A 16468-nucleotide genomic window follows, 5' to 3' on the forward strand; every position below is an offset into this window, starting at 1 on the left:
GGTTCGATGCTTCGCATCGCCCCGGAATGACGAGGGGGCACGATGATCTCCCCCACCCTGCCGGCCGAGCTGAAGGCCGCACTCGACGGCAAGCTTGTCGGCTTTTCGCGCAGCGACGCCGCACGGCGGGCCGAGCGCATCTCGAACAGCTATCGGTCGGGCGGCGGCTCCAGCACCATCACGTCGGACGCCGATGCGCTCGCCTATGCGCTGGCACGGATGCCGGCAACCTATGCCGCCGTGGCAGCCAGCCTCAACGCGCTGACCGGGATCGTGCCGGATCTCGCCCCGGACAGCCTGCTCGACGTCGGCGCAGGCCCGGGCACCGCGAGCTGGGCCGCGGCAGAAACATTTCCGTCGCTTGGTTCATTCACGCTACTCGACGCCAATGACAGCCTGCGCCGGCTCGGGCTTGAGCTCGCGCGCGACAGCGCACGTCTGGAAGATCTTCGCTATCTACCTGGAGAGGCCCGCGAGACGGTCGCAGCCGCCGAGCCGGCCGATCTCATGATCGCGAGCTATCTGATCGGCGAACTCGGAGCGAGCGAGCAGCGTGCGCTCGCGGACGCCATGTGGGCGAAGACGCGTCACGCGCTGGTCGTGATCGAGCCCGGCACGCCCGCCGGCTATGCTCGCATCCTCGCCCTGCGCGGGCAATTGATCTCGGCGGGCGCGCATGTCGCAGCACCCTGCCCGCACGACAAGGCATGCCCGCTCACGGCGCCCGACTGGTGCCATTTCAGCCAGCGCCTGCCGCGCTCGCAGGCGCACCGCCAGCTCAAGGGTGCCGAGGTGCCGTTCGAGGACGAGAAGTTTTCCTATGTGGCGCTGACGCGCGCGCCGGTTGCGGCCCGCCTCTCGCGCGTGCTGGCGCCGCCGGATATCGGCAAGGCCGAGATCACGGCAAAACTCTGCACTTGCGATGGATTGGCGACAGCGAAGGTACCGCGCCGGGACAAGGCCGCCTATGCGGCCGCCCGGCGCTGGCGCTGGGGCGACGCGATCATGGCGGAAAATTGACCTCCCCGCCCGCTTTCCCTTGAACTCGGACGGGTCCACATCCGACCAAGTCATACCTTCCCTCCGTGCGGCCTGCCGTCCGGCGTCATTTTGGTCTACGCTATCAGCCTTTTCCCCCATCAGGAGTTCTCCATGTCGACCGGCTGGATCGTTCTCGGCGTCATCGTCGTCCTCGTGCTGTTCGCCTTCGGCGCCTACAACCGGCTGGTCGCGCTCGGCCAGCGCGTCGGCCAGGCCTTTGCCGATATCGACGTGCAGCTCAAGCAGCGCCACGACCTCGTCCCGAACCTGGTCGAGACGGTGAAGGGCTACGCCTCCCACGAGCGCGGCACGCTCGACGACGTCATCAAGGCGCGCAATTCGGCGATGTCGGCGCAGGGCACGGCGCAGGTCTCGGCCGCCGAAAACCAGCTCTCCGGCGCGCTCGGCCGGCTGATCGCGCTGTCGGAGGCCTATCCGGACCTCAAGGCCAACGCCAACTTCCAGCAGCTCGCGAGCGAGCTGTCCGACCTCGAGAACAAGATCGCGGCGAGCCGCCGCTTCTTCAACAACGCGGTCCAGGAATACAACACCGGCATCCAGCAGATGCCCGCCGCGCTGTTCGCCGGCATGTTCGGCTTCACCCGCAAGGAGTTCTTCGACCTCGGCGCCGGCCGGACCGAAGTCGAGGCAGCGCCGCAGGTGAAGTTCTGAGTGAACGGATAGTCCGGCAGGGCAGCGCGTCATGGCCGCGTACGGTCTCTACACGCATATCGCCTCGAACAAGCTCCGTTCGGTGCTGCTGCTCGCCGGCCTGTTCCTGCTGTTCTACGTGCTGGTCTATGCCGGCGCGCTGGTCGCCGAGGTCGTCATCAACGGCGATCGCTCGGTCGACGCCTACCTCACGCGTGCCTTCTCCGACCTGGTGACAGCCTTCCCGTACGCCACCATCGCGGCTATCGCGTGGATCGTCATCGCCTATTTCTTCCACCAGTCGATGATCGACGCCGTCACCGGCGGCCACGACGTGACCCGGCAGGAGGAACCGCGGCTCTACAATCTCTTGGAAAATCTCTGCATCTCGCGCGGCATCACCATGCCTAAGCTGAAGATCATGGAGAGCCCGGCGCTGAACGCCTTCGCCACCGGTCTCAACCAGCGCCAATATGCCATTACCGTCACCACCGGTCTCTTGCGGGCGCTGAACGACCAGGAGATCGAGGCGGTGCTGGGCCACGAGCTGACCCACATCCGCAACGGCGACGTGCAGCTCATGGTGGTCGCCGTCATCATCGCGGGCGTGGTCGGCTTCTTCGGCGAATTGTTCTTCCGCCTGTTCACCAGTTTCGACTGGAGCCCGAGCTCCGGTGGCTCGTGGTCGTCGTCATCTTCCTCCTCCTCGTCGTCCTCCTCGTCCTCTTCGAGCGACAGCAAGAGCTCCGGCGGCGGCGCCGTGGTGGTCATCATCATTGCCGTCGTCCTGATCGTGCTGGCCTGGCTGTTGTCGCAGGTGGTGAAGCTGGCGCTGTCGCGCTCGCGCGAGTACCTCGCCGATGCCGGCTCCGTCGAGCTGACCAAGAACCCCGACGCCATGATCGCGGCGCTGCGCAAGATCGACGGCCGGGGCGAGCTGCCCGGCGCGACCTCGGCGGTGATGGAGCTCTGCGTCGACAATCCCCGCGAGGGCTTTGCCGACCTGTTCGCAACCCACCCTTCGGTGGAATCGCGGATCGAGGCCCTGGTCAAGTTCGGCGGCGGCCACGATCCTGGTCCGCTGCCGCCTCCGGACGAGAGCGAGAAATCAGACGACGGGCCGGAGCCGCAGCAGGATGCCCCGCCGCCCGCGGGTCCGTGGAGCGATTCCGGCAAGCCGGCCGATGCAACGGAAGGCGCAGCGCAGGGCCCGCCCGGAACCACCCGGGGCAATCGGACGTCCAGTCCGATCGGCCCTCTGACTGGTCCTTGGGGCCGTCATTGAGCGCCGGAATTACCGCCCGACCGGCCTGATCGAAGAGCCGTCGGAAAAAACCTCCGTATGGGCCGCGCCGAGGCCGCAAGGAATTGAATTCTCCCTTGTTTCTGCCATGTTCGCGCCCAACAGCAGACAAGGGACCTATCCGTCGCGCACCGCGGCAGGAGGGCGCGCGTTAGGGGACATTCATGGCAAAGCCAGCAGTGGTTGTGGTGGGCGCTGACAAGGGCGGGGTCGGCAAGACCACGGTCTCGCGCACCCTGCTCGATTATTTTTCCGCCAACAACGTGCCGACCCGCGCCTTCGACACCGAGTCCCCGCGCGGCACGCTGAAGCGCTTCCACCCCGAGATCACCGAGATCGTCGACATGATGTCGACGGCCGACCAGATGAAGATTTTCGACACGCTGAACGCGGTGAGTCCGTCGGTCACCGTGATCGACGCCCGCGCCGGCCTGCTGTCGCCGGCGCTCGCCTCGCTGCGCGACATCGGCTTTCTCGACGCCGCCAAGGCCGGCCAGATCACCTTTGCGGTGTTCCATATTCTCGGCCCCTCGATCGCCTCGCTGGACGAGATCGCCGAGACCGCCAGCTTCATGACGGGCGCAAAATACTTCCTGGTGAAGAACTTCATCAACGACACCCAGTTCTTCCAGTGGGACCAGGCGACCTACAATTCCTACTTCCACCGCATCAAGGACGCGACCGAACTGACGATCCCGAAGCTGAACGAAATGGCCTACGAGCAGGTCGAGGTCGCCTCCGTCCCGTTCCTCAAGTTCGTCGCCAACAAGGGCCCGCATGACGAGGCCGCCAACTATTCCTTCGTGCTGCGCGGCTATGTCCGGCACTGGCTCGCCAATGTCTGGAGCGAATACGACCGCATCCGGCTGACCGACCTCGTCGGCTCCAAGCCAGCCGCGCGCAGCGGCGAAAAATAGTTGCAGGCCCGTGGCGGATGCGGCTGGATTGGACCCCGAACCGGCCCGACATAGCTTTCGATGCCCGCCACGCCCGTCTACATCATCTGCTCGCCCCGTCCGCAGGTCGGCAAGACGCTGCTGGCGCGGCTGCTGGCCGAGTTCCTGCTGCTCAAGAACGGCGACGTCGCGGCCTTCGACGTCAATCTGAAGGAACCCTCGCTGCTCGACTATCTGCCGAAGGTCACCGAGACGGCCGACGTCATCGACACCTACGGCAAGATGCAGCTGATGGACCGCGTCATCGTCGACGACGGGCTCGCCAAGGTCATCGACCTCGGTTTCCACGCCTTCGACGAGTTCTTCAAGATGACCGACGAGATCGGCCTGTTGAAGGAGGCGGCGCGACGCCACGTGGCGCCCATGATCCTGTTCATAGGCGATGCCGACCGCGTGTCGGTCCGCGCCCACGAGATGCTGCGCGCACAGATCCCGCGCACCAATCTGATCACCGTGGACAACGAATATGTCGTGCGCGGCGAGCTGCCGCCCGCCATGGCCGAGAGCCGGCTGTTCCGCCTGCCGGCGCTGCCCGGCTTCCTCAAGACCTATGTCGACCGGCTGAACTTCTCCTTCACCGCTTATCTGCGCCAGGAGAAGGATTCGTCCACCGAGCTGCACCAGTGGATCCGGCGCAACTACCTCGCCTTCCGCGAGCTCGAGCTCAGCCTGATCTTGCAGCGGCCCTGATTGGCAATTTGAGGGTCATTCCCGGGGCGGCTCAATGCCCCTCGAACGCCATCAGCGTGCGCACCGGCACGTCCATGGCGCGCAGCTTGGCCGCGCCGCCGAGCTCCGGCAGATCGACGATGAAGCAGGCCGCAACCACGTTGGCGCCGATCTGGCGCAACAGCTTGACCGCACCTTCCGCGGTGCCGCCGGTGGCGATGAGGTCATCGACCAGGATGACGCGCTCGCCGGGATGGATGGCATCGACATGCATCTCCATCTCGTCGAGGCCATACTCCAGTGAATAGGCGATGCGGACGGTGGTATGCGGCAGCTTGCCCTTCTTGCGGATCGGTACGAAGCCGGCCGAGAGCTGATGCGCCACCGCGCCGCCGAGGATGAAGCCGCGCGCCTCGATGCCGGCGACCTTGTCGATCTTGTTGCCGGCCCAGGGATGCACCAGTTCGTCCACCGCGCGGCGGAAGGCGCGCGCATCCGCCAGCAGCGTGGTGATGTCGCGGAACATGATCCCCGGCTTCGGGTAGTCGGGGATGGTGCGGATGGTCGCCTTCAGATCCTGGTCAAACGTCATTGGTTCCTCTCAATTGGCCAGCGCATCCAGCCGGAACGCATTCTCGACGATCCGCAATCCCACCTCGCCGCCCAGCGACATCAGCGATTCCGGATGAAACTGCACGCCGGCGACCGGCAGCGTCTTGTGCTCGAGCGCCATGGCGACGCCGTCCTCGGTGCTCGCTGTCACTCTGAGCACATCAGGCATGCTGCCGCGCTCGACATGGAGCGAGTGGTAGCGGCCGATGACGATCTCGTTCGGCAGATTGCGCATCAGCCGCCCGCCCTTGACCTGCACCCGCGACGGCCGGCCATGCGCGGGCTGCGACAACTGACCGAGCTCGCCGCCAAAATATTCGCCGATCGCCTGCACGCCGAGGCAGACGCCGAACACCGGCAGCTTCTTCTCCAGCGCCGCATCGATGGTTGTCCTGATCCCGAAATCCTCGGGACGGCCCGGTCCAGGCGACAGCACGAGCAGGTCCCACGCCTTCCGCTTCAGCATGTCCAGCGCATGCACGTAACGGACCACGGTGACGCTGGCGCCGACCTGGCGAAAATAATCCGCCAGCATGTGCACGAAGCTGTCGTCGTGGTCGATCAGCAGCACCTGCTTGCCGCTTCCGGTGGCATCGGGTGCAAAGGTCGACAGCGGTTTTGGCGGATCGCCACGCAGCGCCTGGAACAGCGCGGCCGCCTTGACCTGGCATTCGCGATCCTCGGCTGCGGGATCGGAATCGAACAGGCAGGTGGCGCCGACCCGCACCTCGGCGAGCCCGTCCTTCATGCGGATGGTGCGAATGGTGAGGCCGGTGTTGATGCTGCCGTCAAAGTTCACGCAGCCGATCGCGCCGGCGTACCAGCGCCGCGGCGAGCGCTCGTGATCCTCGACGAACTGCATCGCCCAGAGCTTTGGCGCGCCGGTCACGGTCACCGCCCAGGCATGGGTGAGGAAGGCGTCGAGCGCGTCGAAGCCGGGCCGCAGCATGCCCTCGACATGGTCGACGGTGTGAAACAGCTTTGAGTAGGTCTCGATCTGCCGCCGCGCCAACACCTTGATCGTGCCGGGTACGCAGACCCGCGCCTTGTCGTTGCGGTCGACGTCGGTGCACATGTTGAGCTCGAACTCGTCCTTCTGCGAGTTCAGGAGCTGTCGGATCTGTTCGGCATCGCCGATCGCATCCGTGCCGCGTGCGATCGTGCCGGAGATCGGGCAGGTCTCGACGCGCCGTCCGTCGGAGCGGACGAACATCTCCGGCGAGGCCGACACCAGGAATTCGCCCTCGCCGAGATTCATCAGCGCGCCATAGGGCGACGGGTTGATGACGCAGAGCCGCTGGAACACTTCCGCCGGCGAACGCTCGCACGGCTCGGCAAACAACTGCCCCGGCACCGCCTCGAACAGGTCGCCACGGGCGAAGGCCGCTCGCGCGGTTTCGACGGTCGCCTGATATTCCCCGGGCGCATGATCGGCAAAGCCCTGGCGCGGCGTCTTGAGGTAGGCGCTGTCCGGCGTCTCGCGCGGCCGGCCTTCGGTTGACTGGCCCTTCCAGGCGAAATCGTAAGCGAGCACCACGCCACGCCCGGTGGCACGGTCGTAGGCGAGCAGGCGATCGGGGACGTAGAGCACGATGTCGCGCTGGTCCTGCTCGCGCGGCCGCTTCTGCACGATGTCCTCGATCTGGAACACGAGGTCGTAGGCAAAGGCGCCGAACAGGCCGAGCAGCGGATCGTCATTGGCGGAGAACGCCGCAATGAGGTCGCGCACCAGCGACATCACGCTGGCGCGCCGCGTGCGCTGGTCTTCCTCGACCGGAGCCTCGCCGCGAATGATGTGACCGGCGAGCCGCGAAGCCGTCTTCTCGGAGATCACCACGCAGGGCTCGCGCAGGACGTCGGCGAGGAAGGCGATCAGCACCTGCCCGCGGGCATTGAGCGCCTCGAGCGTAAAATTGAAGCCCGCGGTCTCGAGCTTGAGCGGCGGATCGGAGAAGCCGAGATCAAAGCTGTCGTAGCGGCCGGGCACCGTCGTGCCCGACGACAGCACCACGCCGCGGCGGCGGTCGAGCAGGTTGATGAGGTCGTCGAGCCGGTTGGCGCCGCCGGTGAACTGCTCCACCACGCGGGTGATCGCAAGGCCCGCGCGGCTGCGGTACTCGCTGCTGGCCGGGAGGGCAAAGACTGTCCTGTTCATCTGGTCCTCTTGGGTTCCTCTTACGAGACTTGCCGAGGGAACGCCACACAGGACAAACGATCAGGCCGCCGCACTGCGTTGGCGACCTCTGACGATTCTTGGAAATGAAATCGCACCGGCCACCTCTTTAGGAGGTGCGCCACCAACGACGGGATGGGCGGACGGCGGTGCTCATGGGGCAACTACACACCATGGCGCGGGGACCGCGTCAAGGGTTGCGGCCGGCAGCCTCGGATCGAGCGTAAGCGAAATCCGGGCTACCGCCCGTCATCGGCATCCGACGTCGTTACCCCAGATGCTTGCGGAAATACTCCGTCGCCCGTCCCCAGGCGAGCTCGGCGGCTTCGCGGTCGTGCACGGCCTGACGCTGCTCGTTGACGAAGGCGTGCTCGGCGTCATAGCGGAACAGCTCGAGCGACTTGCCGGCGGCCTTCATGCCCTTCTCGAAGGCATCGACCACCTGCGGCGTGCACCAGTCGTCCTTGTTGGCGAAATGCGCCTGCAGCGGAATCTTCACGTCCGCGGGCTTGGCCGCCTGCTCCGGCGGAATGCCGTAGAACACCACGCCGGCGGCAAGTTCCGGGATCCTGGTGGCGCCGATGATGGTTACCGCGCCGCCGAGGCAAAAGCCGGTCAGCCCGACCTTGGCGCCGTTGCGCGACAGATACTGCACGGCACCGCGCACCGTCTGCGTGGTCGCGTCCATGAAGTCGAGCGAGTTCATCTCGCGATTGGCTGAATCGGTGTCGTGATAGGGCACCACCTTGCCCTTGTAGAGATCGGGCGCGAGCGCGTCGAAGCCGGCGAGCGCAAAGCGATCGCACATGCCCTTGATCTGGTCCGACAGCCCCCACCATTCCTGGATCACCACCACGCCAGGCGCGTTGCCCCGCGCGGCATTCGCCAGATAGCCCGACGCATCCTTGCCATCCGGACGCTTGAAAGTGACGACGGTTCCCATGCTTTCCTCCGACGATGCTTTTTGGGGGCGGTTGCGGGCATTCTGGCCGGTGTAGGCGCGATAGGCAATCGCCGCGCATACACACTCTCGTGCCCCGGACGCGGCGCAGCACGCCGCCCCTCTGCTGCGTGGTGCGCCGCGCGCCGCGTCCGGGACACGAGGAGAGTCCCAACAAAAAAGCCCCCGACCGGGGGCTTTTTCCATTCTCGTCCGACCGAAGCCGGTCAGTGGGCGTCGGCCCAGACCTTCTTCTTGGTGAAGTACATCATGCCCGCGAAGATGATCAGGAAGATGAACACCTGGAAGCCGAGCTGCTTGCGGGCTTCCATGTGCGGCTCCGCAGCCCACATCAGAAAGGTGGTGACGTCCTTGGCGTACTGCGCGACCGTCGCCGGCGAGCCGTCGTCATAGGTCACCTGGCCGTCGCTGAGCGGCTTCGGCATCTTGATGGCGTGGCCGGGGAAGTACTTGTTGTAGTACGAGCCCTCCGGAATGGTCACGCCGTGCGGCGGTTCGTCCTCGTAACCCTGCAGCACGGCATCGACGTAGTCCGGACCCTGCTCCTGATACTGGGTGAAGACGTCGAACACGAACCAGGGGAAGCCGCGCTTGTAGCTGCGCGCCTTGGTGATCAGCGACAGGTCGGGCGGCGCCGCACCGCCGTTCGCCGCGCGAGCGGCCTGCTCGTTCGGGAATGGCGAGGGGAAGTAGTCGGCCGGCCGGCCCGCGCGCTCGAACATGTCGCCCGCGTCGTTCGGACCGTCCTTGATCTTGTACTCGGAGGCAAAGGCCGAGGCCTGCGCCGCCGAGTAGCCGGGGCCGCCGGCTTCCGCAAGGTTGCGGAAGGCGACGTAGGACAGGCCGTGGCAGTTGGAGCAGACTTCCTTGTAGACCTTCAGGCCGCGCTGCAGTGCGCCGCGGTCGAACTTGCCGAACGGGCCCGAGAACGACCACTTCTGCGCGGGCGGCGCGTCGGAGCCTTCGGATGCGCGCGCATCCTGCAGGGTGCCTGCGAACAGCGCGCCGGCGGCGACCAGCGCGACCGCGATCGAGGCCACGGCCTTGCCGCTCCTGGCGAGCACGGCTTCCGAGATCGAGTTCGGCACCGGACGCGGACGCTCGACGCGGGCGAGCAGCGGCAGCACGATCAGGAAGTAGCCGAAGTAGCAGACCGTCAGGACGCGGGCGGCGATGACGTAGACGCCCTCAGGCGGCTGGGCGCCGAGATAGCCGAGCAGGATGCAGACCACGACGAAGATCCAGAAGAACTGCTTGGCGAGCGGGCGGTACTTCGAGGACTTGGTCTTGGCGCTGTCGAGCCAGGGCAGGAACACCAGCACGATGATCGCGCCGAACATCGCGACCACGCCGGCGAGCTTGTTCGGGATCGAGCGCAGGATCGCGTAGAACGGCAGGTAGTACCATTCGGGCACGATGTGCGGCGGCGTCACGCCCGGATTGGCCGGAATGTAGTTGTCGGCGTCGCCGAGATAGTTCGGCATGTAGAAGATGAACCAGGCGCAGAGCAGCAGGAAGCAGGACACGCCGAAGAAGTCCTTGATGGTCGCATGCGGCGTGAACGGCACCATGTCCTTTTCCGTCTTGGGCTCGACGCCGTCGGGATTGTTCTGACCCGCGACGTGCAGCGCCCAGACGTGCAGCACGACGACGCCGGCGATCAGGAACGGCAGCAGGTAGTGCAGCGAGAAGAAGCGATTCAGCGTCGGGTTGCCGACCGAATAGCCGCCCCACAGGAGCGTCACGATGCTCTCGCCGACATAGGGAATGGCGGAGAACAGGTTGGTGATGACGGTGGCGCCCCAGAAGCTCATCTGGCCCCACGGCAGCACGTAGCCCATGAAGCCGGTCGCCATCATCAGGAGGTAGATGATGACGCCGAGGATCCACAGCACCTCGCGCGGCTCCTTGTACGACCCGTAATAGAGGCCGCGGAACATGTGGACGTAGACGGCGAAGAAGAACATCGACGCGCCGACCGCATGCATGTTGCGCAGCAGCCAGCCGTAATTGACGTCGCGCACGATCAGCTCGACCGACTTGAAGGCGAGATCGGCGTACGGCGTATAGTGCATCGCCAGGATGACGCCGGTCACGATCTGAATCGCGAGCATGAAGGACAGGATGGCGCCGAAGGTCCACCAGTAGTTCAGATTGCGCGGCGTGGGATAGGCCACGAACGACGAGTGCATGAGACCAAAGATCGGCAGCCGCCGCTCGATCCACTTCAGGGCTGGATTGCTCGGCTGGTAGTCGGAGGGTCCGCTCATGATGCGATCCTGAGGAAATAAATCGACGACGGCGCGAAGCCTCGGAACTTGCGTCCGAAGCTTCAGCCGATCTGGATTTTGGTGTCGGAGACGAACTGGTAGGGTGGCACAGGCAGGTTCGCCGGTGCGGGCCCCTGGCGGATGCGGCCGGACGAATCGTACTGCGAGCCGTGGCAGGGACAGAAGAAGCCGTCGTAGTTGCCCTCATGGGCGATCGGGATGCAGCCGAGATGGGTGCAGATGCCGATCACGACCAGCCACTGCTCCTTGCCGGGCTTGGTGCGGGCCTCGTCGGACTCCGGATCGGGCAGGCTCGCGACGTTGACCGCGCGCGCCTCGTCGATCTGCTTCTTGGTGCGGTGGCTGATGTAGATCGGCTTGCCGCGCCAGAACACCTTGACGTCCTGGCCCTCGGCGATCGGGGAGATATCGACCTCGATCGGCGCGCCGGCGGCGATGGTGGAGGCGTCCGGGTTCATCTGCGAAATGAACGGCCAGAGTGTTGCGACGCTACCGACTACGGCGGCGGCTCCCGTTGCGACATAAAGGAAATCACGGCGTGTCGGATGGTCCGCCGAAGACGCTGTCGTCACGATTCCAACCCTTTCTCTGTGTGCGACCGGCGGAACCGCCCCAAGGGGCGCCCAAAGGTCCCCGGAACAGGCTGCCGGCGCCCGCGGCCCCCCGCGGCGGCAGAACGATGCTTTTTCCGCGTCAAAGAGGCGAAACCAGCAGTCCAGAATCGCTCTATTGGCACCCTTGCCGGACAAGCGCAAGCCCGCTATCGGCGCGGATGCGTGCCATGCACCAATTCCCTGCCCGGCGATGTTTTATTGAGACATTTCGGGCCGCATCGAACCCCGCCGCCGACCATGCAGATAGCGCTCTTCCAGCCCGACATCCCCCAGAACACCGGTACGATTCTCAGGCTGTGCGCCTGCCTGGGACTGGCCGCCCACATCATCGAACCGGCGGGCTTTGCCTTCTCCGACCGCCTGTTCCGCCGGGCGGGAATGGACTACCTCGACCATCTCAGCGTGACGCGCCACGATTCCTGGTCGAGATTCGAGGCCTGGCGCGCGACGCAGGGCTGCCGGCTCCTGCTGTTCACCACCAGGGGCGCGACCAATTATCTTGATTTTCGCTATGCCCCGTCCGACATCCTGCTGCTCGGACGCGAGAGCGCCGGGGTGACCGACGAGGTGGCCGCGGCCGCCGACGCGCGGCTGGTGATTCCGATCAAGCCGGGCCTGCGCTCGCTCAACGTGGCGACCGCGGCGGCGATGGCCGCGGGCGAGGCGCTGCGGCAGGTTCGCGAACAGCAGGCCTGAGAGCCCAAAGGAGACGACGGTGAGCTACGCGGTCAAGGAGATCTTCCTGACCCTGCAGGGCGAAGGCGCCCATGCCGGGCGCGCGGCCGTGTTCTGCCGGTTTGCCGGCTGCAATCTCTGGAGCGGCCGCGAGGCCGATCGCGAAACTGCCATCTGCAAGTTCTGCGACACCGATTTCGTCGGCACCGACGGCACGCTGGGCGCCCGCTACGCTTCGGCCGAGGAACTCGCCGACACCATCGCCGCGCAATGGACGGGAAGCCCCGAGCACCGCTACGCGGTGCTGACCGGCGGCGAGCCGCTGCTGCAGGTGGACGAGGCGCTGATCGACGCGCTTCACGGCCGGGGATTTGCCATAGCGGTCGAGACCAACGGCACGATCGCGCCGCCCGAAGGCCTCGACTGGATTTGCGTCAGCCCGAAGGCCGGAAGCGAGTTCGTGCTCCGGCGCGGCCATGAATTGAAGCTCGTCTATCCGCAGCAAGGCGCCGAGCCGGAGAGCTTCGCGGGCCTCGCCTTCGAGCGCTTCTCTCTGCAGCCGATGGACGGGCCCGACGTCGCCCGGAACACCGCGCGCGCCATCGACTATTGCCTGCGCCATCCGCAATGGCGGCTCAGCGTCCAGACCCACAAGACGCTCGGGATCAGATAGTCTGAGCGACACGATGAGAGGCGGGAATCAGGACATGGACGTTTCGGCCATCGAGGATCGCAAGGCGCGCGCGCGGAGCTGGTTCGAGTCCTTGCGCGACGACATCTGCGCGAGCTTCGAGCATCTCGAGGACGACGCACCGGGGGCGCTCCATCCGGGCGATGCCGGCCGCTTCGTGCGTACGCCCTGGCAGCGCACCGACCACAGCGGCGTGCCGGGCGGCGGCGGCGTGATGTCGATGATGCACGGCCGCCTGTTCGAGAAGGTCGGCGTGCATTGCTCGACCGTGCACGGCGAGTTCGCCCCCGAATTCCGCGCGCAGATCCCGGGCGCAGCGGAGGATCCGCGGTTCTGGGCCTCCGGCGTCTCGCTGATCGCGCATATGCGCAATCCGAACGTGCCGGCCGTGCACATGAACACCCGCTTCGTCGTCACCACCAAGGCGTGGTTCGGCGGCGGCGCGGACCTGACGCCGGTGCTGGAGCGGCGGCGCACGCAGGAGGACCCCGACACGATCGCCTTCCACGCCGCGATGAAGGAGGCCTGCAGCGGGCCGAACGGCGTCGCCGACTACGACAAGTACAAGACGTGGTGCGACGAATATTTCTACCTGCCGCATCGCAAGGAGGCGCGCGGCATCGGCGGCATCTTCTACGACTGGCACGACAGCGGCGACTGGGACGCCGACCTCGCCTTCACCCGGAACGTCGGCCGCGCCTTCCTGAAGATCTATCCCGAGCTGGTCCGGCGCAACTTCGAACGGCCGTGGACCGCGGAGGACCGCGAGGAGCAGCTGATCCGGCGCGGCCGCTACGTCGAGTTCAACCTGCTCTACGACCGCGGCACCATCTTCGGGCTCAAGACCGGCGGCAATGTGGACTCGATCCTGTCGTCGCTGCCGCCGGAGGTGAAGTGGCCGTGAGTTCGACCATGACCGCGATGAAGCTGCCCCGCGCCATGCTGATCGACATGGACGACACCATCCTGTCGGCCTATGGCCGCCCCAGGATCGCCTGGAACATCATCGCGGCCGAGTTCGCCGACGAGCTCGCGCCTCTTCCGCCAGAAGAGGTCGCCACCGCGGTGCTCGGCTTCGCTAAGAAATTCTGGGCGACCGCCGAGCCGGTGTGGCGGCTGAAGCTCGGCGAGGCGCGGCGCATCACGGTGAGGGGCGGCTTCGCCGCGCTCGCCGCGGCCGGCCACCGCCCCCTGCCCGACGATCTCGCCATCCGCATCGCCGACCGCTTCACCGCCTATCGCGAGGAGGAAATGTTCGTCTTCCCCGGCGCGCATGAGACGATCGACCGCCTGAGGGCGCTCGGCGTCAGGCTGGCGCTGGTGACCAACGGCGCCGCCGACACGCAGCGCGCCAAGGTCGAGCGGTTCGAGCTCGCGCACCGCTTCCACCACGTCCAGATCGAGGGCGAGCACGGCTTCGGCAAGCCCGAGGAGCGCGCCTATCTCCATGCCATGGAGGCGCTGGGCGTCACCGCGGGGGATACCTGGATGATCGGCGACAATCTGGAGTGGGAGGTGGTGACGCCTCAGCGGCTCGGCATCTACGCGATCTGGATGGATGTCCACGGCGAAGGCCTGCCGAAGGGCTCGACCGTGAAGCCCGACCGCATCATCCGCTCGCTCGCCGAACTGCTGCCCGCCACGGCCTGAAGCACGACGGGATCGGGGATCGGCCCGGCGTCTCGTGACCGTCCAGAAAAAATTGTTGGTTCAACCCCATGCACCGTGCCCGGTGACGCTACCGGCACTTTTGCGGATTTTACGAAATTCACTTGACGCGTCGGGCAAATCAGGTGCATATTGCCATCATCGCGGCGTCTCGAAGGATGGCGGCCGAGTTCGCCGCATCCGGTTGATCGACGACCTGCCGCGGCAATGATGGGCACAACCCGGGGCTGCTGATGCGACGCACAGAACCGATCCGAACGCTGGATTCACGTTGCCAGCGCCGGACATCGCGCAGCCGGGCCAGTCCCGACGCCGCCGGCCGGTGACGTCTGCGATGTTCGATCGAATCTATCGGCAGCGTCTCGATGCCGACCTTGCGCGCTGGGAAGCGGATGGCGTGGTCACGCCGGCCGTCGTTGCCGCCATCCGCGGCACCCTTCCCGCGACGGCGTCCGGCGTCAACATCCCCGTCGTGGTGGGCATCGTCGGCGGGCTCCTGATTGCCGCCGCCTTCCTCGCCTTCGTCGCCGCGCACTGGACTGACATCGCGCGGCTGTCGCGTTTCGCAATCCTCATCGCCGGCATCGTCGCGGCCAACGGGCTCGGCGCGTGGTTCGCCCGCACCGGACGGCTAGTTCTCGCCGACCTCTGCGCCAGCGTCGGCGCCATCGTGTTCGGCGCCGGGATCGCGCTGGTCGGCCAGATGTACCACCTCGGCGAGGACTTTGCCGGCGGCATGCTGCTGTGGTCCGCCGGAGCGCTCGCGACCGCCGCCCTCACCGGCTCCCGCGGCGCGCTGGCGGTGGCGCTCGCGGCCGCCAGCGTCTGGAGTTGGCTGCGCGTCGCCGACCTCCAGGACGGGCCGCACCTTGCTTTCGTGGCGCTGTGGATCGCAGCCGGCGGCCTCGCGCTCGCCTGGAATTCGCGCGTGGCCGCCCATCTCGTCGCGCTGGCGACGCTGCCATGGTGGATCGCAACCGCCTTCGAACTCGACCTGCGCAATTCCCAGCCGCTCTTCATCCTCGCCGACGGCGCGGCCCTGCTGCTCGGCGGCGGCCTCGCCATGGCGGCAGCGCCCTGGCAGCGGGTGCGCGACGCCGGCGGCGTGCTGGCGGCCTATGGGGCGTTCGCGCTCGCCAGCGTCGCGGCGCTGGAGGTGGTCACGACCAACGAATTGTTCCGCATCCGGGCCGAGGACGTTCAACCGCTCTGGACGATCGCCTGCGGCGTCGGGGGCGCGATCCTCGCCGTCGCAACCGGGGCGCTCAGGCGAGACGCCGGCGCGCTGGTCGCCGGCGGCGCCATCGCGCTCATGCTGCTGGCTGCCGTGGCATGGAGGTCGCCGCAAGCGGGTGGGCCCTGGCTCGCCTATGCGCTGACCCTCTGCGCCATGCTCGGTCTCGTCGTGTCGGGCATGCTCGATGCCAACCGCGCGCGCACGGTTGCCGGCTGGCTCGGCATCGCCGGCGCGATCGCCGGCATCACCTGGGCCGTGGAGGGCTCGCTGCTGCGCCGCTCCGCGTTTCTCGCCGCAGCCGGCCTCGTCGTCGTCGCACTCGCGGCCGTGCTCAATCGCTGGCTGCCGAGGAGCGAGCCATGAGCGACGTCATCGCCGCGCGCCTGTCCGGCATCCCGAAGGCCGCGCTCTACGCCACCGCCGTCGCGATTCAGGTCGCGCTGCTCGCTTTGATGATCGCCGACCGCGTGCAAATCCTGCGCAGCGGGACGGAAGTCACCCTGCAGACCCGCCCGGTCGATCCGCGCGACCTGCTGCGCGGAGATTACGTCAGGCTCGGATACGACATCTCGGAAGTCCCGGCCGGGCCGCTGCAAGGCCAACCGGCCGGCATGCGCAACCCGACCGTGTTCGTCAGGCTGGCGCCCAATCGCGACGGTCTCTACGAGGCCGTCTCGGTGCTGACCGAGCCGGTTGCCGTGACGAGCCCCGAGGTGCTGATCCGCGGCCGGGTCGTCGTTGGTACGAATTGCGGCACCGGCTCGCGCGCCTTCTGCGCCAAACTGCGGATCACCTACAACCTCGAACGCTATTTCGTTCCCGAGGGCGAGGGCAAGAAGCTCGAGCAGGCCCGCAACCAGCGCAAGCTGGCGGTCGTGGCGGCTGTCGCGCCCTCGGGGCGCGCCGCCATCAAGCGGCTGCTGCTC

At 66.8% G+C, this 16468-nt stretch carries 16 protein-coding genes; 11 read left to right on the forward strand and 5 right to left on the reverse strand.

Annotated elements, in window-relative coordinates; translation table 11 throughout:
- Positions 1-42 precede the first annotated feature (42 nt).
- The 5 genes from KGM94_RS07505 (at position 43) to KGM94_RS07525 (ending at position 4641) form a co-directional block, all read left to right on the forward strand.
- On the forward strand, positions 43-1020 hold the full coding sequence (locus tag KGM94_RS07505; RefSeq protein WP_300256465.1) for a small ribosomal subunit Rsm22 family protein: 978 nt from the start codon (positions 43-45) through the stop codon (positions 1018-1020).
- A 132-nt stretch (positions 1021-1152) separates the two neighbouring features.
- Positions 1153-1713: a LemA family protein gene (locus KGM94_RS07510; protein ID WP_300256468.1), complete on the forward strand. Its 561-nt coding sequence runs from the start codon at positions 1153-1155 to the stop codon at positions 1711-1713.
- Between the two features lie 31 nt (positions 1714-1744).
- Entirely contained in the window at positions 1745-2977 is a 1233-nt protein-coding gene (locus KGM94_RS07515; protein ID WP_300256470.1) for a M48 family metalloprotease, read from the forward strand.
- A gap of 182 nt (positions 2978-3159) precedes the next feature.
- On the forward strand, positions 3160-3912 hold the full coding sequence (locus KGM94_RS07520) for a hypothetical protein (protein ID WP_300256472.1): 753 nt from the start codon (positions 3160-3162) through the stop codon (positions 3910-3912).
- 60 nt (positions 3913-3972) lie between these two features.
- Positions 3973-4641, forward strand: a complete 669-nt coding sequence (locus tag KGM94_RS07525; protein ID WP_300256474.1) for a hypothetical protein — start codon at positions 3973-3975, stop codon at positions 4639-4641.
- Between the two features lie 31 nt (positions 4642-4672).
- Here KGM94_RS07525 and KGM94_RS07530 read toward each other — a convergent pair whose 3' ends face one another.
- From KGM94_RS07530 to petA, 5 genes are all read right to left on the reverse strand, one after another.
- Positions 4673-5212 (reverse strand): adenine phosphoribosyltransferase, encoded by a 540-nt coding sequence (locus KGM94_RS07530; protein ID WP_300256476.1) that lies wholly within the window; start codon positions 5210-5212, stop codon positions 4673-4675.
- A gap of 9 nt (positions 5213-5221) precedes the next feature.
- Positions 5222-7387: an anthranilate synthase component I gene (locus KGM94_RS07535; RefSeq protein WP_300256478.1), complete on the reverse strand. Its 2166-nt coding sequence runs from the start codon at positions 7385-7387 to the stop codon at positions 5222-5224.
- Positions 7388-7673: 286 nt separating this feature from the next.
- Positions 7674-8348: a dienelactone hydrolase family protein gene (locus tag KGM94_RS07540; RefSeq protein WP_300256480.1), complete on the reverse strand. Its 675-nt coding sequence runs from the start codon at positions 8346-8348 to the stop codon at positions 7674-7676.
- 224 nt (positions 8349-8572) lie between these two features.
- Positions 8573-10636 (reverse strand): cytochrome b/c1, encoded by a 2064-nt coding sequence (gene fbcH / locus KGM94_RS07545; protein ID WP_300256482.1) that lies wholly within the window; start codon positions 10634-10636, stop codon positions 8573-8575.
- A gap of 62 nt (positions 10637-10698) precedes the next feature.
- Entirely contained in the window at positions 10699-11229 is a 531-nt protein-coding gene (gene petA / locus KGM94_RS07550) for a ubiquinol-cytochrome c reductase iron-sulfur subunit (protein ID WP_300256484.1), read from the reverse strand.
- Positions 11230-11508: 279 nt separating this feature from the next.
- Here petA and KGM94_RS07555 point away from each other — a divergent pair, with 279 nt between their 5' ends.
- The 6 genes from KGM94_RS07555 to KGM94_RS07580 form a co-directional block, all read left to right on the forward strand.
- Entirely contained in the window at positions 11509-11967 is a 459-nt protein-coding gene (locus tag KGM94_RS07555; protein WP_300256486.1) for a tRNA (cytidine(34)-2'-O)-methyltransferase, read from the forward strand.
- A gap of 19 nt (positions 11968-11986) precedes the next feature.
- On the forward strand, positions 11987-12619 hold the full coding sequence (gene queE, locus KGM94_RS07560; protein WP_300256488.1) for a 7-carboxy-7-deazaguanine synthase: 633 nt from the start codon (positions 11987-11989) through the stop codon (positions 12617-12619).
- Positions 12620-12653: 34 nt separating this feature from the next.
- Positions 12654-13541, forward strand: a complete 888-nt coding sequence (hemF, locus tag KGM94_RS07565) for an oxygen-dependent coproporphyrinogen oxidase (protein ID WP_300256490.1) — start codon at positions 12654-12656, stop codon at positions 13539-13541.
- A gap of 8 nt (positions 13542-13549) precedes the next feature.
- Complete coding sequence (locus KGM94_RS07570) at positions 13550-14287, forward strand: HAD family hydrolase (RefSeq protein ID WP_300256497.1); 738 nt, start codon at positions 13550-13552, stop codon at positions 14285-14287.
- Positions 14288-14639: 352 nt separating this feature from the next.
- Positions 14640-15905, forward strand: coding sequence for a DUF2157 domain-containing protein (locus KGM94_RS07575; protein ID WP_300256492.1), 1266 nt, complete (start codon positions 14640-14642; stop codon positions 15903-15905).
- Positions 15902-16468 (forward strand): GDYXXLXY domain-containing protein (locus KGM94_RS07580; protein WP_300256494.1); only part of this gene is annotated, 567 nt, incomplete at its 3' end. The genes KGM94_RS07575 and KGM94_RS07580, both read left to right, overlap by 4 nt.

Source organism: Bradyrhizobium sp. (assembly GCF_028868675.1).
Lineage (GTDB): Bacteria > Pseudomonadota > Alphaproteobacteria > Rhizobiales > Xanthobacteraceae > Bradyrhizobium.